At 57.7% G+C, this 22,763-nt stretch carries 19 protein-coding genes; 13 read left to right on the plus strand and 6 right to left on the minus strand.

What is annotated here, in order from left to right; all coding sequences use genetic code 11:
* Positions 1 to 4: 4 nt before the first annotated feature.
* Complete coding sequence (locus P398_RS0106910) at positions 5 to 1,660, minus strand: hypothetical protein (RefSeq protein ID WP_235263315.1); 1,656 nt, start codon at positions 1,658 to 1,660, stop codon at positions 5 to 7.
* Positions 1,661 to 1,753: 93 nt separating this feature from the next.
* A complete protein-coding gene (locus P398_RS0106915; protein WP_024370456.1) occupies positions 1,754 to 2,248 on the minus strand; it encodes a competence protein ComK in 495 nt (164 codons plus the stop codon).
* Positions 2,249 to 2,520: 272 nt separating this feature from the next.
* On the opposite strand from P398_RS0106915, the gene cspD reads away from it, so the two are divergent.
* The 6 genes from cspD to cccB all read left to right on the plus strand — a co-directional run bounded on the left by cspD (position 2,521) and on the right by cccB (position 8,786).
* Positions 2,521 to 2,718 carry a cold-shock protein CspD gene (gene cspD, locus P398_RS0106920; protein WP_024370455.1) on the plus strand — a complete coding sequence of 66 codons (198 nt, stop codon included), beginning with the start codon at positions 2,521 to 2,523 and terminating at the stop codon, positions 2,716 to 2,718.
* Positions 2,719 to 3,046: 328 nt separating this feature from the next.
* Positions 3,047 to 3,607 carry a ribosome hibernation-promoting factor, HPF/YfiA family gene (hpf, locus tag P398_RS0106925; RefSeq protein WP_029334576.1) on the plus strand — a complete coding sequence of 187 codons (561 nt, stop codon included), beginning with the start codon at positions 3,047 to 3,049 and terminating at the stop codon, positions 3,605 to 3,607.
* 140 nt (positions 3,608 to 3,747) lie between these two features.
* A complete protein-coding gene (secA, locus tag P398_RS0106930) occupies positions 3,748 to 6,270 on the plus strand; it encodes a preprotein translocase subunit SecA (RefSeq protein ID WP_024370453.1) in 2,523 nt (840 codons plus the stop codon).
* A 53-nt stretch (positions 6,271 to 6,323) separates the two neighbouring features.
* The gene (gene prfB, locus P398_RS0106935; RefSeq protein ID WP_024370452.1) at positions 6,324 to 7,424 is read left to right on the plus strand and encodes a peptide chain release factor 2; all 1,101 of its coding nucleotides are present in this window, start codon (positions 6,324 to 6,326) and stop codon (positions 7,422 to 7,424) included.
* A gap of 61 nt (positions 7,425 to 7,485) precedes the next feature.
* A complete protein-coding gene (locus P398_RS0106940) occupies positions 7,486 to 8,343 on the plus strand; it encodes a YitT family protein (RefSeq protein ID WP_024370451.1) in 858 nt (285 codons plus the stop codon).
* A 107-nt stretch (positions 8,344 to 8,450) separates the two neighbouring features.
* Complete coding sequence (cccB, locus tag P398_RS0106945; RefSeq protein WP_029334577.1) at positions 8,451 to 8,786, plus strand: cytochrome c551; 336 nt, start codon at positions 8,451 to 8,453, stop codon at positions 8,784 to 8,786.
* 117 nt (positions 8,787 to 8,903) lie between these two features.
* Here cccB and P398_RS0106950 read toward each other — a convergent pair whose 3' ends face one another.
* Entirely contained in the window at positions 8,904 to 10,370 is a 1,467-nt protein-coding gene (locus P398_RS0106950) for an IS1182 family transposase (RefSeq protein ID WP_029334578.1), read from the minus strand.
* A gap of 406 nt (positions 10,371 to 10,776) precedes the next feature.
* Between P398_RS0106950 and P398_RS0106955 the strand changes: the two genes are divergently transcribed.
* The 7 genes from P398_RS0106955 to P398_RS0106985 all read left to right on the plus strand — a co-directional run bounded on the left by P398_RS0106955 (position 10,777) and on the right by P398_RS0106985 (position 19,385).
* Positions 10,777 to 11,712, plus strand: coding sequence for an IS30 family transposase (locus P398_RS0106955; RefSeq protein ID WP_029334579.1), 936 nt, complete (start codon positions 10,777 to 10,779; stop codon positions 11,710 to 11,712).
* A gap of 71 nt (positions 11,713 to 11,783) precedes the next feature.
* Entirely contained in the window at positions 11,784 to 13,391 is a 1,608-nt protein-coding gene (locus tag P398_RS0106960) for a BCCT family transporter (RefSeq protein ID WP_115336721.1), read from the plus strand.
* A 336-nt stretch (positions 13,392 to 13,727) separates the two neighbouring features.
* Positions 13,728 to 14,414 carry a cell division ATP-binding protein FtsE gene (ftsE, locus tag P398_RS0106965; protein ID WP_029334581.1) on the plus strand — a complete coding sequence of 229 codons (687 nt, stop codon included), beginning with the start codon at positions 13,728 to 13,730 and terminating at the stop codon, positions 14,412 to 14,414.
* Positions 14,404 to 15,306 carry a permease-like cell division protein FtsX gene (gene ftsX, locus P398_RS0106970; protein ID WP_024370447.1) on the plus strand — a complete coding sequence of 301 codons (903 nt, stop codon included), beginning with the start codon at positions 14,404 to 14,406 and terminating at the stop codon, positions 15,304 to 15,306. Before ftsE ends, ftsX begins: the two co-directional genes overlap by 11 nt.
* A gap of 26 nt (positions 15,307 to 15,332) precedes the next feature.
* A complete protein-coding gene (locus tag P398_RS0106975; protein ID WP_029334582.1) occupies positions 15,333 to 16,697 on the plus strand; it encodes a murein hydrolase activator EnvC family protein in 1,365 nt (454 codons plus the stop codon).
* A gap of 98 nt (positions 16,698 to 16,795) precedes the next feature.
* A complete protein-coding gene (locus P398_RS0106980; RefSeq protein WP_029334583.1) occupies positions 16,796 to 18,208 on the plus strand; it encodes a S41 family peptidase in 1,413 nt (470 codons plus the stop codon).
* 40 nt (positions 18,209 to 18,248) lie between these two features.
* Positions 18,249 to 19,385, plus strand: coding sequence for a PDZ domain-containing protein (locus P398_RS0106985; protein ID WP_029334584.1), 1,137 nt, complete (start codon positions 18,249 to 18,251; stop codon positions 19,383 to 19,385).
* Between the two features lie 47 nt (positions 19,386 to 19,432).
* On the opposite strand, the gene glpK is transcribed toward P398_RS0106985, so the two are convergent.
* The 3 genes from glpK to P398_RS0107000 form a co-directional block, all read right to left on the minus strand.
* Positions 19,433 to 20,950, minus strand: a complete 1,518-nt coding sequence (gene glpK / locus P398_RS0106990; protein WP_024370443.1) for a glycerol kinase GlpK — start codon at positions 20,948 to 20,950, stop codon at positions 19,433 to 19,435.
* 30 nt (positions 20,951 to 20,980) lie between these two features.
* Positions 20,981 to 21,688, minus strand: coding sequence for an MIP/aquaporin family protein (locus P398_RS0106995; protein ID WP_029334585.1), 708 nt, complete (start codon positions 21,686 to 21,688; stop codon positions 20,981 to 20,983).
* A 101-nt stretch (positions 21,689 to 21,789) separates the two neighbouring features.
* Positions 21,790 to 22,644: a sulfite exporter TauE/SafE family protein gene (locus P398_RS0107000; protein ID WP_051638886.1), complete on the minus strand. Its 855-nt coding sequence runs from the start codon at positions 22,642 to 22,644 to the stop codon at positions 21,790 to 21,792.
* Positions 22,645 to 22,763 lie beyond the last annotated feature (119 nt).

Here is a 22,763-nt window from a genome sequence, read left to right on the forward strand (position 1 = left end):
CCTCCTAAATCTTGAAGTCGTAACCGGTCGTCTTTGTTGCTACCGGCTCGGCTTCGACTTTCTCGGTCTTCGTCAATGGGCGGAACTGCGTCGTCACGCTCTTATAGCCGATCGCCTCCAAAGTCATCTCGATCTTCCCGAGGAGCGGGCGGGCGAGCGTCTCGACGCGCTTGTCGTCGTGTTCGAGCGTCAGGCGCAGATTGCGGTCAATCGCCTCTAGCTTGACGGCGATCTCACCGAGCCGTGGCGTCTCGAGCCGGATGTAGAGGACGCTGTTCTCCCAGTCGACGACGTCGCCGGCTTCCCGGTTCTGGATATGGACGTGGATGCCGGTGTCAATCTCTTGGACCTTTGCCGGCAAGGCGAGCAGGAGCTGATGCAACTGGCCGCCGTCGAGCCGGTTGAGCGTCTGTTGGACTTGGAAGAACGAGACGAGGCGGGCGGCCTCAGGCGTCGCCGCATCCGCTTTGACGGACAGGCTCGACGCCTGGACGCGCTGCGCCGTCTCTTGAATGACGCGGCCCGACAGCTGTTGGTCGAGCTTGAACGGCGGTACTTTCGCGATCTCACCGGCGCGGGTCGCACCATGCGGGATATATTCGAGCCGGACGTGGTTCGGCACGTACCGGAAGTCGTTCAACGAAGCGCGCACTTCTTTGATCAGCGTGGCGCTCTCGGCCGGCTTCGTCGCGAGGAGGCCGAGCGCGACGTCGAGTTTCGCCGTCATCGAGACGAGCGCTTTCTCTTGCGTCGCGTCCGTATGTAACAGCGCGTCGGTCTTCTGGATGAGTTGCGTCAGCCGGGTCGACACCGTCTCAAGAGCGGGACGGGCGATGTGCGGGCTCTTCTCGACGAGCGCGGCGACTTGGCCGAGCTGTTTCGTCACGGTCGCCTGTTCGTTTCGGAACGTGTTCGTCACGGTCGCGAGATGGCTCGTCACTTCCTTGACGACGACTTGGCGTCCGGACGGGAGCGGGATCGTCTCCCGCGGCTCAAGCCGGTTCGGCTGCGGGGCGGGTACGTCGCGCATGATGCGGTCGACCGTCTCCGGCGTCGGCGTCACGCGCTCGCTCACGGGCCGGGACAAGTTGACGAGTTCGACGAACCGTTCTTTTTGCGGATACGGCGCCTCCGGTGAAGGGGGCTTCAGCTGTTGCCGGGCCTCGACGAGCGTCGAGGCGGCGATCGTATTTTGGACGTCACGGGGGACGTCCGGCGTGTCGATTGTTTTCAATAGAAGAATCGCGTCGCGCATGTCGCCTTTCATCGCCGTCTCGAGCAGGCGGACCGTGTCCTCGTTCATCGGCAGGCGCCCTGTCTGAAGCAGGCGGCTGACGGCGCTCCGCACTTCGGGCGGGAGCGCGGCGAGCAGCGTCTGAATCTTCGTGTCGAGCTTCGCCGGTTGACTGACCGGTTCCGCCTCTTCTTTCGCCGGGACGACCGTCGCGAGGAGCGTGCCGTCCTGTTCGGCGAGCGTCACGTGGAACGGGTTCGTCTTCGGCATGCCGTCCTTGAACGTGAGTTCCATTTCTTCCCCGTTGATCTTGACGATGGCCGTGTCGGGGCCGGTCTGTTTGACGAGCTCGGCCTTGTAGATCCGGTTCGTCTGGATACCGGCGCTCGCCGCGATGAGGGCGGCCGGATGGGCTTGGATTTGCATAGTTGTCACCTCGACCAATATATCGACCTCTTTTTCAAAAAGTGAAGCGAATCGGACAAGAAAAAAACCTCCCGTCGGACGACGGAAGGCGGGTCAAGATTCGAGCGCGGGGCTCAAGTTCAGTTGTTGGAACCGTGCGACGAGTTCACCCGTCGCTTTCAATTGATTCTTCAGGACGTACGCGGTCGCGTTCGTCTGGATCCGGTGGTCGTCAGTCGTGACGATGATCCCGTTCGGATTCCCTTCGACGCTGATGATTTCACGGACGTGGGACCAGGCGTACCATTCGCAGTCGTCGCGTTTCGGCGATTTCGTCGGGAAGAAGACGAGCCCGGTCGATGGTTCGATGACGACGGGCACTTTCCCTTTGACGCCGGCGACGCGCTTGGCGACGAAGATCCGTTCCTCGATCGAGCTGTTGTACTGGCGGCAAGAGAGCTGCAGCAACTGGTACGGCCGGAGCGGGGTCGTGATTTCGGTGCCATCCTCGAGAATGATCCGCGACTGCTTCATCATGTCAAAGCAAGGCAGGATCGCCACGGTTCGCTTCGTGATGCGATATTTTTCCTCGGAATAGTAGGGGCGCATACGCTGCACCATCCTCCTCGTATTGGATTTTCAGGATCGGCTACTTGATAAACGGCACAAACCTAAATCATCTCTTCCATGATATATCACAAAAAATGTAAATTCAATAAGCCAATATGAAAAGTAGGGAAATACAATTCCAATGTAAGCCAAAAAGCAAAACGTTTGCAAAATATTGAGAAAGTGTTTGTCACGCCACCCAGAAGGTGGTAAGATTACCGATAGAGGGCAAGCCTCTGTATTCTTCAATGGTGAAAGGAATGGATTTACACATGGTAGGTAAAGTAAAATGGTTTAACTCAGAAAAAGGTTTTGGTTTCATCGAAGTAGAAGGCGGCAAAGACGTTTTCGTACACTTCTCTGCAATCCAAACTGACGGCTACAAATCACTTGACGAAGGTCAAGAGGTAGAGTTTGAAATCGTTGATGGCGAGCGTGGCCCACAAGCGGCTAACGTTGTAAAATTATAATTTCAAACCGTGAGTCGGCTCCCGCGTGGAGCCGGCTTTTTTTGTGCGTCGTTTTATTTTCCTCAAATAGTGTCATTCTCCGAAAAATCGCGTTTAAAAATACGTGGAACGGGTAGTTTCTTTTTATACCAACCGATTCAGCGGCGAGACGGATCATTCGGAACAAAATTGTCATTATTTTCTGATGATAACGTTTTCAAAGCAAACGGATTCGGGGTATACTAAATATGAGCCACCTGGTTCCACTTTCTTTTCAGAAATGAAGCAGGAGATTCCGTCACATGCGACGAATCATTGGGTCAAGCGGTTATTTTAAGGAGGAGTTCAGATGATCTATAACATTCGCGGCGAAAACATTGAAGTCACACCAGCCATCCAAGACTATGTCGAGAAAAAGCTGGAGAAGTTGACTCGGTATTTCACAACTCCTACGGATGCACAGACGGCTTACGTCAACTTGAAAGTGTACAACGAAAAGCAAAAAGTAGAAGTCACGATTCCGATGCCGAACTTGTTGCTTCGTGCTGAAGAGACGAACCTCGATATGTACGCGGCGATCGACCTCGTCGTCGACAAGTTGGAGCGTCAAATCCGTAAACACAAAACGAAACTCAACCGTAAAGGACGCGCCAAAGAAGGCGGGATCGGCGAGTACTTCAAAGCACTCGAAGGCCCGGATGACGTGGCGGTGTATGACGATGAAGAGTCAGAGCTCGAACTCGTCCGGACGAAGCGTTTCACGCTCAAACCGATGGACACGGAAGAAGCGATCCTGCAGATGGACATGCTCGGCCACAGTTTCTTCGTCTTCTCAGACGCCGAGACGGGCAACACGAACGTCGTCTACCGTCGAAAAGACGGCAAATACGGCTTGATCGAACCAGAATGATCTCAACCTAACAATCACACGGCCTCCCTCCATGGGAGGCCGTTTCGTTTTGCCTTTCCTTGAAAGCACGGGTAACTTCGGTTAAACTGTACATTAGGGAAAAAACATGCATTTTAGAGGAATGCTGAGGAGATATGAGTATGGCGAACTTTTTGAAAGATTTATTTGCTCCACAGAAACGGATACTGAAAAAAGCAGAGAAAGCGGCCGATCTCGTCGAGTCGTTCGCTGAGCCGATCAAGGCGTTGTCTGACGAACAGTTGCAGGCGAAGTCTGAAGAGTTCCGCGGTCGTCTCGCCAAAGGTGAGACGCTCGATGATATCCTCCCGGAAGCGTTCGCGGTCTGCCGCGAGGCGTCAGAGCGTGTACTCGGAATGCGGCACTACCGCGTCCAGCTCATCGGGGGCTACGTGCTCCATAACGGCGACATCGCCGAGATGAAGACAGGGGAAGGGAAGACGCTCGTCGCGACGCTCCCTGTCTATTTGAACGCACTTACGGGCCGCGGCGTCCACGTCGTCACGGTCAACGAATATTTGGCGAAGCGTGACAAAGAACTGATGGAACCGCTCTACTTCGCCCTCGGCCTCTCGGTCGGGCTGAACGTCTCGAACATGGGACGCGAGGAGAAGCAGGCGGCGTACAACTGTGACATCACGTACTCGACGAACAACGAGCTCGGTTTCGACTATTTGCGTGACAACATGGTCCTTTATAAGGAAGACCGTGTCCAGCGCGAGCTTTACTTCACGATCGTCGATGAAGTCGACTCGATTCTCGTCGATGAGGCGCGGACCCCGCTCATCATCTCGGGATCGGCACAAAAATCGACCGAGCTCTACACGCGCGCCGATGCGTTCGTCCGGACGCTCAAAGTCGAGGACGACTACACGGTCGACGTGAAGACGAAATCGGTGCTCTTGACGGATAAAGGGGTCGACCTCGCCGAGAAGTTCTTCGGCATCGACAACTTGTTCGCGATCGAGCACGTCTCGGTCAACCACCACGTCGGGCTCGCCCTTCGCGCGAACGCCGTCATGCATCACGACGTCGATTACATGATCCGTGACGGTCAAGTCATGATCATCGACCAGTTCACGGGCCGTGTCATGGACGGGCGTCGCTACTCGGAAGGCCTGCACCAGGCGATCGAGGCGAAAGAAGGCGTCGAGATCCAGCGCGAGTCGATGACGCTCGCGACGATCACGTACCAGAACTACTTCCGCATGTATGAGAAGCTCGCTGGGATGACCGGTACGGCGAAGACGGAGGAAGAAGAGTTCCGTAACATCTACAACATGCAAGTCGTGACGATCCCGACGAACAAACCGATCCTGCGGGACGATAGCTCCGACCTCATCTTCAAATCGATGGAAGGCAAGTTCAAGGCCGTCGTCGAAGAGATCACGGCAGCGCACGCGACAGGCCAACCGGTGCTCGTCGGGACGGTCGCGGTCGAGACGTCTGAGTACTTGAGCAAGCTCTTGTCGAAGAAGAAGATCAAGCATGAAGTATTGAACGCGAAGAACCACGCCCGTGAGGCCGAGATCATCGAGAACGCCGGTCAAAAAGGCGCGGTCACGATCGCAACGAACATGGCCGGACGCGGAACCGACATCAAGCTCGGCGAAGGCGTCATCGAGCTCGGCGGTCTGTACATCGTCGGCACCGAGCGCCACGAGTCGCGCCGGATCGATAACCAGCTCCGTGGACGGGCCGGTCGTCAAGGGGACCCGGGTAAATCCCAGTTCTACTTGTCGCTCGAAGATGAGCTCATGCGCCGCTTCGGTACCGACAGCCTCCAGAGCATGATGGAGCGCCTCGGTATGGACGATACGCAACCGATCGAGAGCCGCATGGTGTCGAAAGCGGTCGAGTCGGCCCAAAAACGCGTCGAAGGCAACAACTATGACGCGCGGAAACAGTTGCTCGGCTACGACAACGTCATGGCCGACCAGCGGAAGGTCATGTACAAAGACCGGGCCAGCATCCTCGAGAACGAGTCGGTGTCTGACATCGTCCGCTCGATGATCCGTGAGACGGTCGAGGCCGGTGTGGCGCAATACACGCCGCTCGAACTCGTCCCTGAGGAATGGAACATCGAGGAGCTCGCGCACTGGTCGAACCAGACGCTCGCGCTCGAGACGACGGTCGAAGGGAAAGACTTCTTCGGTAAAGAACGTGAAGAGATCACGGAGCTCCTCTTGGAGCGCGCGAACGCCCAGTACGAGGCGAAGCGTCAACTCGCGCCGCCTGAGCGGTTCAACGAGTTCGAGAAGATTATCGTCCTCCGTGCCGTCGATTCGCACTGGATGTCGCACATCGACCATATGGACCAGCTCCGCCAAGGGATCCACTTGCGCGCTTACGGTCAGAACGACCCGCTCCGCGAGTACCAGGCGGAAGGGATCAACATGTTCGATGCGATGAACGTCGCCATCTCCGAGGAAGTGACCGGTTTCGTGCTCCGCGCCGAAGTCGGCGACAACCTCCGACGCGAGAAAGTCGTCGAGGAGGAAGTGGCGGTGTCTGGCAAGGACGACACGCCGGTGAAGAAAAAGCCGGTCCGTCGTACGGAAGACCAACGGCTCGGGCGCAACGACCCGTGCTGGTGTGGTTCAGGCAAGAAGTTCAAAAACTGCCACGGCAAACAACAGGCTTAATTTCAAAGAGGCGAGCCAGCTCGCCTCTTTCCTACGGAAAGGTGACTTACACTATGGAAATTTCAGATATTCGGAACGAACTTGAGGCGATGGCGAAACGTCTCGAGAATTATCGCCAATCGCTCAACCTGTCAGAGAAACAGGCGCGCATCGCCGAGCTTGAGAACGAGATGACTTACCCGGACTTCTGGGACAGCCAAGAGAAGGCGCAAAAAGTCATCGACGAGTCGAACGCGCTCAAAGCGATGGTCGACAAGTACCAAGAGCTCGCCGACGGACACGAGGACGGCGAAGTGACGCTCGAGCTCATCAAAGAAGAGCCGGACGCCGAGATGCAAGACGATCTCTCAGAGATGGTCACGGCGCTCAAAGCCGATTTCGACGCGTTCGAGCTCGAGATCTTGTTGAACGGTCCGTATGACGCCAACAACGCCATCCTCGAGTTGCATCCGGGGGCGGGCGGCACCGAGTCGCAAGACTGGGCGTCGATGCTCCTTCGCATGTATCAGCGATTCGCGGACAAGCAAGGCTGGAAAGTCGTCACGGTCGACTACTTGCCGGGTGAAGAGGCGGGCGTCAAGTCGGTCACGCTTCAAATCATCGGGCACAACGCCTACGGTTATTTGAAGGCGGAGAAAGGGATCCACCGTTTGGTGCGCATCTCGCCGTTCGACTCATCAGGCCGCCGTCATACGTCGTTCGTCTCGTGCGACGTCATGCCGGAGTTCGATGACGACATCGAGATCGACATCAAGACCGAGGACCTTCGCGTCGACACGTACCGCGCGTCAGGCGCCGGCGGTCAGCACATCAACACGACCGATTCGGCCGTCCGAATCACGCACGTGCCGACGGGCGTCGTCGTCTCGTGTCAGACCGAGCGCTCGCAGATCAAAAACCGCGAGTCGGCGATGAAGATGCTCAAGGCGAAGCTTTACCAACGGGAACTCGACGAGCAGCAACGTAAACTCGACGAGATTCGCGGCGAGAAGACGGACATCGGCTGGGGCAGCCAGATCCGTTCGTACGTCTTCCACCCGTACGCGATGGTCAAAGACCACCGGACGAGCTATGAAGTCGGGAACACGGGCGGCGTCATGGATGGGGATATCATGGGCTTCATCGACGCGTACCTCCGCAAGACAAATATGTGATGCATGTGGCTCAAAGACGGACGTCTTTGGGCCACGTTGTATGTAGAGGAGAAAACCTTTAATGAAGCAAATCGTCAAAGACTATATTTATTTACTGACCGGGTCCGTGTTCGTCGCCTCGGCGTTCAGTTTGTTTTTACTTCCGAACAACCTCGCCTCGGGCGGCGTGAGCGGGATCTCGATCATCACGTACGAGCTGTTTGGCATTTCGCCGGGGGCGTTCCAGCTCGTGGCGAACGTGTTGCTCCTCCTCATCGGTTGGATGATCCTCGGGCTCGGCTTCGGCGTCAAGTCACTCGTCGGCTCGATCTTCTTGCCGGGCGTCATCTTGTTCTATGAACTGATCGACGCTGGTGCCGCCGTGAACGATACGCTGCTCGCGGCCGTGTTCGGCGGGGCGGGTGTCGGGATCGGGCTCGGCCTCATCTTCCGCGGGCGCGCCTCGACCGGCGGGATGGACTTGATCGCCCAGATCCTACATAAGTTCACGCACATCCCGCTCTACTTGTGCATCGCCATCCTCGACGGGGCGGTCGTCCTCGTCGCCGCCGTCACGTTCTCGTTCACGACGGGGCTGTATGCGCTCATCGCCCTGTTCATCACGATCAAAATGATCGACTTCGTCCAACTCGGTTTCACGCAAGACAAGATGGCGTACGTCATCTCGGAGCAGCGTGACGTCATCACGCGCGCCGTCTTCGACGAGCTCGACCGTGGGGCGACGGAGATTCAGGCGATCGGTGCCTACTCGCGCCTCGACCGTCCGATGCTTCTCGTCGTCGTCCGTCAAAACGAGGTGAGTCGGTTGAAAGAGATCATCCGCCGCATCGACCCCGAGGCGTTCCTCGTCTTCAGCGAGGCGCACGAGGTGATGGGGCAAGGGTTCACGTCGGACAAGCGTTACATCAACGTGCCGTAAGTTGTGGAATCTTTGTGTACTTTTCGTGAGATTAGGTTAGAAAGCGGTTCAGAACGGCTATAATGGTAATTGTAGGTTATTTCTACAACTTAGGAGGGGAACCTTATATGAAGAAGTGGATGATGGCCATCGGCCTCGGCGCCATGCTCACGCTCGGTGCGTGCGGCGGCGGCGATGAGGAAGACACGTCAAGCAACGGGGATACAGGCTCGAACACGGCGTCGGTCGACGCGGAAGCGGTTTACGCACAAAACTGTGCGGCTTGTCACGGCGCGAACTTGGAAGGCATGAGCGGTCCGGCGTTGACAGACGTCGGTGCACGATTGTCAGCTGAAGAGATTGAAGGGATCATTCGCAACGGGAAAGGCGCGATGCCTGCGAACGTCATTCAAGATGATGACGAGATCACGGCCGTATCGGCTTGGCTCGCTGAGAAGAAATAATGATGGGACCACGGCGGTGAGAGGGCACTGAAAAACCTCCGCTCTATCCGAGCGTGAAAAGAAAAAAGGGGGATTGAACCGACTCATGTCGGGACAATCCCCCTTTTTTCCTTGCCCTCATCCTGTATTTTCTTTTCGAAGGGCGATGATTCGCTTCAGGTTGACCGCGACGATCGCCATCACGCCTTGCAACGTCATGCCTTTCAGGTCTGACGTCTTGTTGCGCGCCAGACCATGCGGGTTCTTCAGTTGGCTGTTCTTCGCCTCGATGGCGAAGCGTTTCCGGCGATGGTCCTTGAAATCATCCGTCTGCTCATAGTCGAGTTGGTCGCTGTGCTCCCTCAACTTCAATGACACGCTGTAAGACTTCGACTTGGCCCCGTCTTTGTAACAGCCTTCGCGCAATGGGCACTGCTTGCACAGCTCGATGTCGAAGAAATGGCTCTCCACTTGGTTCTTTCCGACGTCCTTCCGTCCGCCACGGACCTTGCGGACGGCCATGTGCCCGGCTGGGCAGACGTAACGTTCGGCGTCTTTGTTGTAGGTGAATCCTTCGACACGGTTCGGTGCGGGAGAAGAAATTTGTGGGTGCAAGGGTGCGACGAGCCTGCACCCTTGCGAGGCGGCATAGATCAAGTTGTCCCGGCTAGAATAGGCCCCGTCGCCCACGATGTGATCGAACTCGGCACCGGCTAGATGGCTCTTCTCGACAAGACTCGCCAATTGTGGCCCGTCTGCCGCCTCGCCAGATGTGACGACGACGGCCGTGATGATGCCCTCCTCCGTCATCGCGAGATGATGTTTGTAGCCGAAGAATGATGAGTCGGCGCTCTTGTGCCCGGTCCGGGCATCAGGATCCCTGGAGACCTGGAGCTCAACGTGCGCATCCTCCGCGAACTCGCGGACACGGTTCACCCGGTCACGGATGTGCTCGCGCGCCATAAGCTCGGGCATCTTGCTCTCGACGGTCTCGGCGACGGCGAGCGCATACGAGAGGAGCTGGTCGATGTCCGACTCGTCCACCTTCTCCGGAAAGCGCCCCTTCGCGTTCTTGGTTTCTTTGTAGCACGCATGACGGAGTCCCTTCGCCTCCTCGATGATCGCCTTCCCAATCGGCTTCTGCCCGTATCGGGCTCGGGAATGGGTCTCGTCGACGATCAATGTCCGTCCCTTGAGCAGCCCCATCCCTTTCGCGACCTCGACCGTGTGCCCGATCAATTTGTCGAGCAGCTCGTCGTCGTCCATACGCTGACGGCGGAACTTCGTGAGCGAGGAGGGGTTGATGACGTCATCCTCCGGCGCCAAATCCAGAAAATATTTGTAGGCGAGGTCGGTCTTCGCCCGTCTGACGAGGTCGACGTCCGATAGGTTCGAGTGCGCCTTCAGGAACAGATATTTGAACATCCGGACAGGATGGACGGCCATCCGACCGTTGTCGTGGCAATACGTGTCCTCGAGCAACTCGGTGATGAAATCGAACGGGACGAGGTCGTGGATGAGCCGCAGCTCGTCATCGGCCGGGATCAACAGATCATAGAGGGCCGCATACGGGCTCGGCGGCATGTTCGGCAGGTCGGGCATCATCGGGATCGCCTCCAAGTTGGTTGGTTACTGCCAGTATAGTCCGGAATGCCGGGCGCGTACAGCGCTGCCCGAGGGCACGCCGACTCCCGGGGAATCAGCGGGCAAGGCGAGACCCAGCAGCGACACCGTCGCGATGCGGCTCGACGCCCGCCCCCAGGAAAGCGGCGTGCCGGACAGGGCGGCTGAAGGGCGATGAAAACAGAGGAGCGCCATCCCTCACGGGACGACGCTCCTCTGTTCAAAATCATTTGAAGTTTTTCAGTGCCCTCCGGCGGTGACCGTGGTTTTTTTGTTGGATGAATTATAAAATTAAGTGCAACACCTGAACGTGAACGCAAAAAAGCCCATAGCGACGGCCTCGTGTAGAATGAAGTTACCACACAAACATTCAGACGGAGGAATCGCTATGAGCTACACCCATCTTACCACAGCCGAACGCGTGAAAATAGAGACCTATCTGGGGCTCGGGATGTCCATCCGGTCCATCGCGAGACGGCTCGGGCGACAGCCCTCGACCGTCTCGCGGGAGATCAGACGGAACCCCGGCTATACGGCCGAACGCGCACAGGAGCGCTACGCCAAGGCGAAGGGAAACTGCGGCGCCAAGACGAAGCTCGACGACATGATGCGCCGGACGATCATCGAGAAGCTGCGGGCGACCTGGTCCCCGGAACAGATCGTGGGTCGGCTCTTCGACGGGGAGATCGCCTTCTCGACCATCTATCGCTGGATCTATTCGGGGCTGATCGACGTGCCGGTGACCGTGCTCCGCCAGAAGGGCAAGCGCCGGAAACCGGTGGAGACACGCGGGCGGTTCAACATCGGGCTGTCCATCTCGAAACGGCCTCCGGACGTCAGGGGGCGCCAGACGTTCGGGCATTGGGAGCTCGATACCGTCGTCTCCGGGCGTGGGAAGTCGAGGGCGTGCGTCGCGACGTTCATCGAGCGAAAGAGCCGGTTCTACCTCGCCCTGCCGATCGCGGACCGCAGCGCGGCCTCGATGGAGGAGGCGATCCACACGGTCCACGCCGCCTTCCCAGCGGGCACGTTCAAGACGGCGACGACGGACCGGGGCAAGGAGTTCAGCTGTCACGAGCGCGTCCGGGCGACACTCGGCGTGCCGATGTATTTCGCCGACCCGTACTCGTCGTGGCAGCGCGGCAGCAACGAGAACGCCAACGGCCTCCTGCGCGAGTTCTTCCCGAAAGGATCGGACTTCGCGACGGTCGGCCAAGGCGAGGTCGTGGACGCACTCGCCAAAATCAACGGGCGGCCACGCAAATGCCTGGGCTGGAAGACCGCACACGAGGCCTTCACGGATGAAGTGTTGCGCTTAATTTGACAAACCGTCGTTTCAAATTCCTAATATGTTGGTAAAAAAACAACAACAACTTCAGAACGGAGAGGGTCATGGTGAAAACGAAACTGATCGATTGGCCGACGTTTGTCGGTGCATTTTGCTTACTCATTGCGGTGACGCTGCCGCTCGTCTTGTTCCCGGAGGCAGGGAAGGCGTGGGTCGGCGCCGCCAACACGTTCATGACCCAAAACTTTGGCATGCTGTACTTGGCGATGGGACTCGGCGCGTTCGGGTTCTTGATTTTTGTCGCCTTCAGCCAGAACGGACACGTCAAACTCGGGCGTGAGGACGAGGAACCCGAGTTCAGCACGTTCTCGTGGGCGGCGATGTTGTTCGCGGCCGGCATCGGCTCGAGCATCTTGTATTGGTCGGTCATCGAATGGGTGTATTACTACCAAGGGCCGCCGTTCGGGGTCACGCCGGAGTCGACCGAGGCGATCCAATGGGCGACGGCGTACGGCATCTTCCACTGGGGCCCGATCGCCTGGGCGATCTACACGCTGCCGGCGCTGCCGATCGCTTACTTCTTTTATGTGCGGCGCAAGTCGGTGCTCAAAGTGAGCGAGGCCGTCCGGCCGGTCATCGGCAAATGGGCGGACGGGCCGGTCGGGAAGTTGATCGACATCTTGTTCATCTTCGGGCTCCTCGGCGGGGCCGGGACGACGCTCGCGCTCGGTACCCCGATGATCGCCGAAGGGGTGAACGAGATCACCGGCATCCCGGTCACGCTCGGTATGCAGGCCGTCATCATGCTCATCTGTACGGCGATCTTCGCCGTCAGCTCGTATGTCGGGCTCAAGCGCGGCATCAAAGTGCTCAGTGACTTGAACATCTGGCTGTCGCTATCGATTCTCGCGTTCGTGTTCATCTTCGGGCCGACGCGGTTCATCATGGAGACGACGTTCAACTCGGTCGGCATCCTGCTCGACAACTTCTTCCTCATGGCGACGTGGATGGAGCCGTTCGGAAATCTCGGCGGCTTCAACGAGACAGGGTTCCCCGAGGCGTGGACGGTGTTCTACTGGGCGTGGTGGCTCGTCTATGCGCCGTTCGTCGGCCTGTTCGTCGCCCGGATCTCCCGGGGACGGACGATTCGCGGCATGATCATCGGGACGATGGTGTACGGGACGTTCGGCTGCATCCTGTTCTTCGGCATCCTCGGCAACTTCGGACTGTACATGCACTTGACCGGGGCGTTCGACGTCATCGGCTACATGGAAACGTACGGGCCGCCGGCGACGATCATCGCCATCATCGGGCTGCTCCCGTTCGGCAAGGTCGTCGTCGCCGTGTTCACGCTCCTCGCCATCATCTTTCTCGCGACGACGTTCGACTCGTCGTCGTACATCTTGGCGTCGGTCACCCAAAAACATGTCGAGGACGAGCCGCTCGTCTGGAACCGGCTGTTCTGGGCGTTCGCGCTTTGCATCATGCCGCTGACGCTCATGTTCCTCGGCGGACTCGACACGCTCCAGACGGCGAGCATCGTCGGCGGGTTCCCGCTCATCTTTATCATGATCCTCCTCGCCTGGTCGTTCATGCGCGTCTCGGGCAAGGATATCCGGGCATCGGAAGAGTATGAGTCGCCGACGATCCACATCAAGTACCGGAAGAAAAAACGGTCGCCGTTCGATGCGTTGAAAGAAAAACCACCTGAATAAATGAGGGGCGTCCATCTCGATGGGCGCCTTTTGAATATTTCTTTCATATAATATGGCGAATCGGTGAAGTGGACGTTCGGCGCGACAATTTCCCACCGAACTCAACGGAACTGAAACACTCCTGTAATGGTGTTTTAAAAGTCGGGTTGTTATAATTATAGGCGCTTGTACTACCGCCTTGGATCATATGGATTCCGGGTGCAGCGTGAAAAGCGTGCCTTGACAGCGCGCCGCGTTTCCTGTAGAACATAGGCTAGACGAAATATACAGTTACTAAAACAATGGACATTCGTCATAGATGCATGAAAAATATACAAAAAGGGTAGGGAATACGTTATGATTTCGATGCAAAAAGTCAGCAAAGTGTATCCGAACGGCGTCGTCGCCGTCGATGACCTCGACATAGAGATCCAAGACGGCGAATTTCTATACGTCGTCGGACCTTCCGGCGCCGGGAAATCGACGTTTATGAAGATGATTTATCGGGAGGAGAAGCCATCGAGCGGTCAACTGTTGATCGACGGCATCAACGTCGGCAAGTTGAAGAACCGCCACGTGCCGAAACTCCGTCGCCAACTCGGCGTCATCTTCCAAGACTATAAATTATTGCCGTCGCTCACCGTGTACGAGAACGTCGCCTTCGCCCTAGAAGTCGTCCAAGCCGACGCGAGCACGATCCGCAAACAAGTGATGGACGTGTTGAACCTCGTCGGATTGAAGAGCAAGGCGCGCAACTATCCGGATGAACTGTCGGGTGGGGAGCAACAGCGCGTCTCGATCGCCCGTGCCATCGTCAACAAGCCGAAGCTCATCATCGCCGACGAGCCGACCGGTAACTTAGACCCGGACACGGCGTGGGGCATCATGGAAGTGTTCGAAGAGATCCACCGCCGTGGGGCGACGATCGTCATGGCGACACATAACCGTGACATCGTCGACAAGATTCGTCATCGCGTCATCGCGATCGAGAACGGAAAAGTCGTCCGTGACGAAGAGAAAGGAGCATACGGCTATGATATTTAAAAGTGGACTCCGTCACTTACGGGAAGGGTTCAAAGGAACACTTCGCAACGGGTGGATGTCGTTTGCGGCCATCAGTGCCGTCACGATCACATTGTTACTCGTCGGGGTATTCGCCCTCGTCATGTTCAACGTCAATGAGATCTCACAAAACGTCGAGAACGACGTCGAGATCCAAGTGTTCGTCACCCGTACCGCCGAAGAGGCGAACGTCGAACAGCTCGGGCAAAACATCGAACAGATCCCCGGCGTCGAGTCGGTAGTGTTCAGCTCGAAAGATGATGAGCTCGAAAACTTCCGCAACCAGCTAGGGGAAGACGCGAACGCGTACGGCGCGGTCGAGAAAGACAACCCGCTCCACGACCGCTACATCGTCAAGGCGTCAGACCCGCTCGAGACCGAGACGGTCGCCGATGCGGTCCAGTCGCTTGAGAACGTCGATAGAGTCACGTATGGACAGGACTATATCGACAAGATGTTCGCCTTCTTCAACGGGATCCGCATCGGCGGACTCGTGTTGATCGTTGGGCTCACGCTCATGGCAATGTTCCTCATCTCGAACACGATCAAGATGACGATCTTCTCACGTCGCCGTGAGATCGAGATCATGCGTCTCGTCGGGGCGAAAAACGGCTTCATCCGTTGGCCGTTCTTCATCGAAGGACTCCTCCTCGGTGTTCTCGGTGCGCTCATCCCGATCGCCGTCGTCTATTTCGGTTACGACGTCGCATATAGTGCTTTACAACCATCGCTAGATCAATTGAATAGTGATATATTTAAGTTGATTGATCCATCGACGCTCACGACGCAAGTGTCGCTCGTCTTGCTTGCGCTCGGCGCGTTCATCGGGATCTGGGGATCGACGACATCGCTCGGTCGATTCTTAAAAGTCTAACTTAAATGATGAGGGGGAGTTGGCGGATGAAACGTTCGCTTGCGCTTGGATTATGTATGACGTTACTTGCCGCGCCGGTCATGGCGACGGAGAAAGAGACGTTACGGGAACGACAAGATCGTCTATCCAAACAGCTAGAAGCATCGAAAAAAGCGCAAGCGGAGACGGACGTCGAACTCGAGTTGACCGAAGCCGAGCGTGACGCGGTGTCGACCGAGGTCCGCGCCGTCAACGAACGGCTCGATAGCCTCAGCGAACAGATCGCCGTCCAGCAGTCAGAGGCGGACGAGGCTCGTGCCGAGCTCGAGGTGACCCGCCGCCAACTCGCTGCCCAAGAGCAGTATCTCGAAGACCAGAAGGCGCTCCTTAGTGAGCGTCTTCGTGTGCTTCAAATTCATGAGGACCGGTCCTATCTCCAAGTCATTTTCGAGTCCCGTTCATTCGGTGACTTCGTGGCGCGCCTAGTGACGGCGCAATCGATCGCGGAACAGGACCGGGACCTCATACATACGTTCATGACCGAAGTCGACCGGCTCGAATCGCTCGAGACGGCGCAACGGACGCAACTGTCGTTCGTCAAACAAAAAGAGCGTGAGCTCGTCATCACGAAACAAGCGCTCGACCGTGCCGCTGAAGAGAAGCGGGCGTTGCTGTCGGAGCTAAACGATCAAGTCGAGCTACTCGAACTCGAACAGATGACGCGCGAGGAAGAACAAGCGCTCATGGATGAACAGCGCCGCATCATCGCCGGTCAGCTCGAGGCGATCGCCGTCGCCGAACGCGAGGCGGCCGAAGCGGAAGCGAGAAGACAAGCGGAAGCGAAGGCGGCCGCTGAGGCACAGGCGAAAGCAGAGGTAGAGGCACGAGCACGTCAAGAGGCCGAGGCCAAAGCCGCGGCGGACGCGAAGTCGAACACGACTCCTGCCGCGCCACCCGTCCCACCTGTTGAAGTGACCGAGAACGTGACGGCGCCTGTGTCGACGTTCGTCCGTCCCGTCTCCGGGTACGTCTCGAGCCGCTTCGGCCCGCGGGCGAACCCGCTCACCGGCGCCCCGGAGTCGCATCGCGGCATCGACATCGTCAACGCGACCGGCACCCCGGTCGTTTCGGCGGCACCAGGCATCGTCATCAAGGCGGCGCCGGCGACCGGTTACGGCAACGTCGTCTTCGTCTCCCACGTGATCCAAGGTCAAGTGTGGACGACGGTGTACGGCCATCTTGATTCGATCACGGTCGCGCCAGGACAGACACTGAGCGCCGGTCAGACGGTCGGTACGCTCGGCAACACCGGCTGGTCGACCGGACCGCATCTTCATTTCGAGCTTCACCGAGGTGAATGGGCACCAGGGCAACCGAACGCGGTCGACCCGGGTCCATATATCGGCTACTAACTGACGGACGCGTCCCCAAATGTGTGGAACGCGTCTTTTCTTCTAAACTTTTTGCTATACTGAATGAAAGACTGACAAAGAGAAATGAGGGACTACCCGTGAAAAATTCAACCGCTGGACTACTCGCCGGCGCCACATTCGTCGCCGGTGCCGGTGCAGGCCTCGCGACGATGGCGTTTACCGATACGGCCGCTTTACCGACCGCGATCCAACCTCGCAGTGAGGGTTGGGACAAAGTCGAACAAGTGCGCAAACTCATCGAGGCACACTCGCTAAAAGATATATCAGACGAAGCGTTGCTCATCGGGGCGCTCGACGGCATGACCGCAGCACTCGATGACCCGTACTCTGACTTCCTCGACGCGGAAGAGACGTCCCAATTCACCGACTCGATCGAGTCGAGTTTTGAAGGAATCGGCGCGACTTTGGAGAAGAAAGGAGAAGACATCTTAATCGTCGCTCCAATCAAAGGGGCGCCTGCCGAAGCGGCCGGGCTCCGTCCAGGAGATGTCATCACGGCCGTCGACGGCGAGTCGATCGAAGGGATGGCCGTCGAAGAGGCGGTCCGCCTCATCCGCGGGGAGAAAGGGACGGTCGTGACGCTCACGATTCGCCGAGGCGGCCAAGAGGCCGACTACGAGATCACGCGTGACACGATCCCGATTGAGACGGTGACGTCGGAAGTGAAAGAAGAGGGCGGTAAAAAGATCGGGTACTTGCAAGTGACGCAGTTCTCGGAACCGACCGATGAGGAGTTTTTAGTGCAACTCGAAGAGCTCGAGAGCCAAGACATCGATAGTCTCATCATTGACGTGCGCGGCAACCCGGGCGGTCTCTTGCCGTCGGTCATCACGATGGTCGAAGGGTTCGTCCTGACGGACAAGCCGGTCGTCCAAATCGAGAACGCCAAAGGGGAGCGCGAATCGCAGAGCGGCCGCGCCCGTGAGGCGAAACCGTACGGACTGTTCGTCTTGACGGACGAAGGCTCGGCCTCCGCGTCCGAGATTCTCGCCGGTGCGCTCAAAGAAGGCGCCGATGCGACTGTGATCGGCAACAAGACGTTCGGCAAAGGTGTCGTCCAGACGGCGTTCGACTTAGAGGACGGCAGCAACTTGAAGCTGACGACGAGCAAATGGCTCACACCGGACGGCAATTGGATCAACGAGAAAGGCATCGAGCCGGACATCGAGATCAACCAACCGGATTATTTCAGCGTCAACCGGATCTTAGCCGAGACGGACACGCTCGAGGTCGGCGATTACGGCGATTCGGTCTCGAACCTGCATACCGTCTTAGAGGGCCTTGGCTACGAGCCGGGCGGTCAGCCGGGCTATTACGGTGACACGATGGCCCGCGCCGTCTCCGCTTTCCAAGAAGACAACAACTTGACGGCGAACGGGGTCGTCGATGAGGACACGGCGTCGGCGCTCGAATCGCGTCTACTTGAAGTCATCCAAGACGAGGCGAACGACGCCCAGTTGAACCGCGCGCTCGAAGAAGCTGCAAAATAAGGATTAGGGAAAGGATTGGACACGTGTGGACGTTCTACGAATGAGTGTATCTGTATTGTTGACTTTGATCGGTAGTCCGCTGCTCTGGGTGACGCTCGTCGCCCTCGCTTACATATCCATGACACGCATCAAACGAGAGCGGGCGATGTTTCGGTCGCGCCGGCGCTCGCCGAAGTCGGACTGGCGCCACTTCATTTGGCCGAGTCTGCTCCTCGCCGTGCTCGGCTCGGTCGCGACGATCTTGCTCGAGACGACCGTCAACGTCGAATGGCTCATCACGTTCACCGTCCTGTACGCCCTCGTCGTATTGACGATGCATCCGCGCTTTGGCAGTCCGGCGTTCCCGTTCTTGGTTATGCTCGGTGCGGTCGCGCTTCGAGACGTCGTCTCGTACGGACCGCTCGACCGTGTCGTCGAACGGGTCGCCGAAGTCGACTGGCCGGTGTACGCGCTCGTCTTCGGGATCGTCACGCTCGCCGAGGCGATTCTCTTGCGCTGGAACGGGAACGTCGAGACGTCGCCGACGCTCATCTTGTCCAAACGTGGACAGTTCATCGGCGGCCACGTCGTCAAGCGGCTTTGGTTTTTCCCGCTCGTCGTGTTCCTTCCGCCATCGTTCGGATTCGACGGGCCGGTCCCGGTCATCTTGCCGATTCCGATCGGGGTGAGCCTGTTGTCGACGGGCGCGCTCCCACGGACGTTGCTCGGTCGGTTGAGCCTGTATCGGGGCGTCCTCGCCATCGTCGCGCTCGGCTTGTACGGGGTATCGTACGTGTCTGACGTGCCGTATGCCGGTTACGTCCTGATTGCCCTCTACGTGCTTTATGAGCTCGCCTTGCAGCTCATCAAACGCGAGAACCGCGCGACGACGCCGGTGTTCATCAACGGCAATCGCGGGGCGGTCATCGTCGACACGCTCCCCGGCTCACCGGGCGAGACGATGCAGCTCATCCCGGGCGAGTCGATCTATAAAGTGAACGGTACGGTCATCACAGGCGGGAGCAGCTTCTATGAGGCGCTCCAAATCCATAAACCGTACATCAAGCTCGAAGTGCTCAACTTGAACGGGGACATCCGGTTCGTGCAACGGGCGATGTACGAGACCGACCCGCATGAGCTCGGCATCTTGTTCGTTGGAGAGCCGATGAGCCCACGGCTTCGGTTACGCAAACTATAAATGGTCCATGAAAAAGGGAGCCTCCGCGGAGGCTCCCTTTCGTGTGCTTACGATTCAAGTTTTGACGGTTTGAAGCCCATCGTCGCTTCGACGGCGTGCTGCCAACCTTTGTAGAGATTTTCGCGGTGCGACTCGTCCATGCTCGGTTCGAACTGTTGGTCGAGTTTCCACTGTTGCTTGATTTCCGCTTGGTCTTTCCAGAATCCGACGGCAAGACCGGCGAGGTAGGCGGCCCCGAGTGCCGTCGTCTCGCTCACTTCCGGCCGCTCGACCGGAACGTCCAAGATATCGGCCTGGAACTGCATGAGGAAGTTGTTGTTGACCGCGCCACCATCGACACGGAGCGTTTTCAACTCGATCCCTGAGTCTTGTTCCATCGCCGTCAAGACGTCACGCGTCTGATAGGCGAGCGACTCGAGCGTCGCCCGGACGAAGTGTTCTTTCTCGGTACCGCGCGTGAGGCCGAAGATGGCGCCGCGGACGTCAGAGTTCCAGTACGGGGCACCGAGACCGACGAAAGCAGGGACGACGTAGACGCCATCTGTCGTCTCGACCCGGTTGGCGTACTGTTCCGTATCTTTCGCCGACTTGAGCATCCGGAGACCGTCGCGCAGCCATTGGATGGCCGAACCGGCGACGAAGATCGATCCTTCGAGCGCGTACTCGACTTTCCCGTCGTAGCCCCAGGCGATCGTCGTCAACAGGCCATGGTCCGATTTGACGGCTTCCTCGCCCGTGTTCATGAGCATGAAGCAACCCGTGCCGTACGTGTTTTTCCCTTCCCCTGAATCGAAGCACGCTTGCCCGAACAAGGCGGCCTGTTGGTCACCAGCGGCGCCGGCGATCGGCACTTCGAAGCCGAAGAAGTGGTACGGGATCGTATGGGCGTACACTTCACTCGATGGCTTGACTTCCGGGAGCATCGATTTCGGTACAGTGAGGATGTCGAGGAGCTCGTCATCCCACTTCTGCTCATAGATGTTGTACATGAGCGTACGTGACGCGTTCGAGTAGTCGGTGACGTGGGCGTGGCCGCCGGAAAGTTTCCAGATGAGCCACGTGTCGATCGTCCCGAAGAGGAGCTCGCCATTGTCCGCTTTCTCACGGGCGCCGTCGACGTTGTCGAGGATCCATTTCACTTTCGTCCCTGAGAAGTAGGCGTCGATCAATAGCCCCGTCTTGTCACGGAACAAGTCGGCATGGCCCGCTTCTTTCAGTTCGTCACAAATGCCGGCCGTTTGACGCGATTGCCAGACGACAGCGTTATAGACCGGACGTCCCGTCTCTTTTTCCCACACGACGGCTGTTTCCCGTTGGTTCGTGATCCCGATGGCCGCGATCTCTTTCGGGTCGATGTCGGCCGAACCGAACGCCTCGGCCATGACGGCGAGGACAGAACCCCAGATCTCGTTGGCGTTATGCTCGACCCAGCCTGGCTTCGGGAAGTATTGCTTGAACTCGCGCTGGGCGGTCGTGACGATCTTGCCGTCGTGGTCGAAGATGATGGCGCGTGAGCTTGTCGTGCCTTGGTCAAGTGCTAAGATATAACGTTTTTCTTTATCCATATGAGAGTGCCTCCTTAGAAATTAGAAAGATTATGGGACAAGAATGCCGTAAACCAATGCGGCGATGACCGCCCCGATGATTGGTCCGACGACCGGAATCCATGAATAGCCCCAGTCCGACGTCCCTTTGCCTTTGATTGGAAGAATCGCATGCGCAATCCGCGGCCCGAGGTCACGTGCCGGGTTGATGGCATATCCCGTTGTACCACCAAGTGAGAGACCGATCGAGACAACGAGGAAACCGACGATGAGCGGATTCAAGCCGTCCGTGAACGTGTTGGCCCCGAATGACAAAATTCCGAAGACGAGAACGAACGTACCAATGATTTCCCCGATCAAGTTGAACGGCGTGCTACGAATCCCTGGTGCGGTCGAGAAGGTGGCCAGTTTGGCACCCGGATCGTCGGTCACATCATAGTGCGGTTTGTAGTGCACGAACACGAGGACGGCCCCGATGAACGCCCCGATAAACTGTGCCAAGATGTAGGCTGGCACATCAGCCCAAGGGAATGAGCCTGCTGTCGCGAGCCCGACCGTGACGGCAGGGTTCAAGTGCGCCCCTCCGTAGATTCCGGCTGCGTATACCCCGATCATAACGGCGAAGCCCCAACCGAACGTGATGACGACCCAACCTGCGTTCTCCGCTTTCGAATGACGGAGGACGACGCCGGCGACGACACCGTTACCGAGCAAGATGAGTAGCATTGTACCAATAATTTCGCTGACGAATGCTGACATGTGATACTCCCTTCCTTCCATATTAAATTTGGCTTACCACTTCATTATATGCCCCAAATGTAAGCGTTTCAAAACCGAATATGCAAAAAAAGCCACTTTTCTTATGAAAAGTGGTTTTGATTGACAATACGCCGTTTGAAGTCGAGTCCAATCCCGACAAGAAAAGCGAGCAGGACCGCCAAACTGACGTACGCGAGCGGCGCATAGACGGCGGCACCAAGATCGAGCGCGATTGAGGTGATGACGGCCATATACAACCAGGCGAGTCGGTTAGAGATTTCTTTATCGTGATAGCGATTCGTGAGCGTGGCGCCGAACGGGGCCCCGATGAAAGCGCCGATGACCAACGCGAGCGGTGTCACGTAGTCGAGCGACAGCGATGGGAGATAACCGACGAGTCCGCCGAGCGAGATGAACAGGACGGCAGCCAGGCTCGTCCCGACCCCGCGATGTGTCGAGAAGCCGAGCCAACTGACGAGGAGCGGGACGATGATGAAACCGCCACCGATGCCTAGGAGTGCCGACAACAGCCCGGCCATCATCCCGATGACGAGGGCGGCAAGCAGCGATGATTTTTTCGGCTTCTGCGGTTTAGATGTTTTCTTTAATAGCGTAACGGCAAAATAAGATAGGATAGCCAGATAAAATAGATTGAGCAACCAATCGTACGTCCCCGAGATGGCGAGGACGAGGCGGCTCGACAGTTGTGCCGTCACGGCACCGACGAGTCCGATCGTCACACCCGTCGGCCACGACACGTTGCCGAGCGACGTATGCTTTTTCGCACCTGACAGGCTCGTTCCGACGACGAACAGAAGGGACGTCGCGACGGCCTCGGCCGCCGAGTATCCACTGAAGAGCAGCACCGGGACGATGATGACACCACCGCCGATGCCGAAAAATCCGGACAACGCGCCGACGAGGGCACCGAGCGGGATGAAGAGCAATGACCACATGATGACCAACTCGTTTCTCAGTAGATTCACTTTTCATCATACTGAAAAGCGGGACGGTTTGGGAAGCGTGTCAGAAGCGAATATTTGTTCGTGTATGTGCTATAATCAAGTCAATATGC

Origin of the sequence: Exiguobacterium aurantiacum DSM 6208 (genome assembly GCF_000702585.1) — a bacterium.
GTDB lineage: Bacteria > Bacillota > Bacilli > Exiguobacteriales > Exiguobacteriaceae > Exiguobacterium > Exiguobacterium aurantiacum.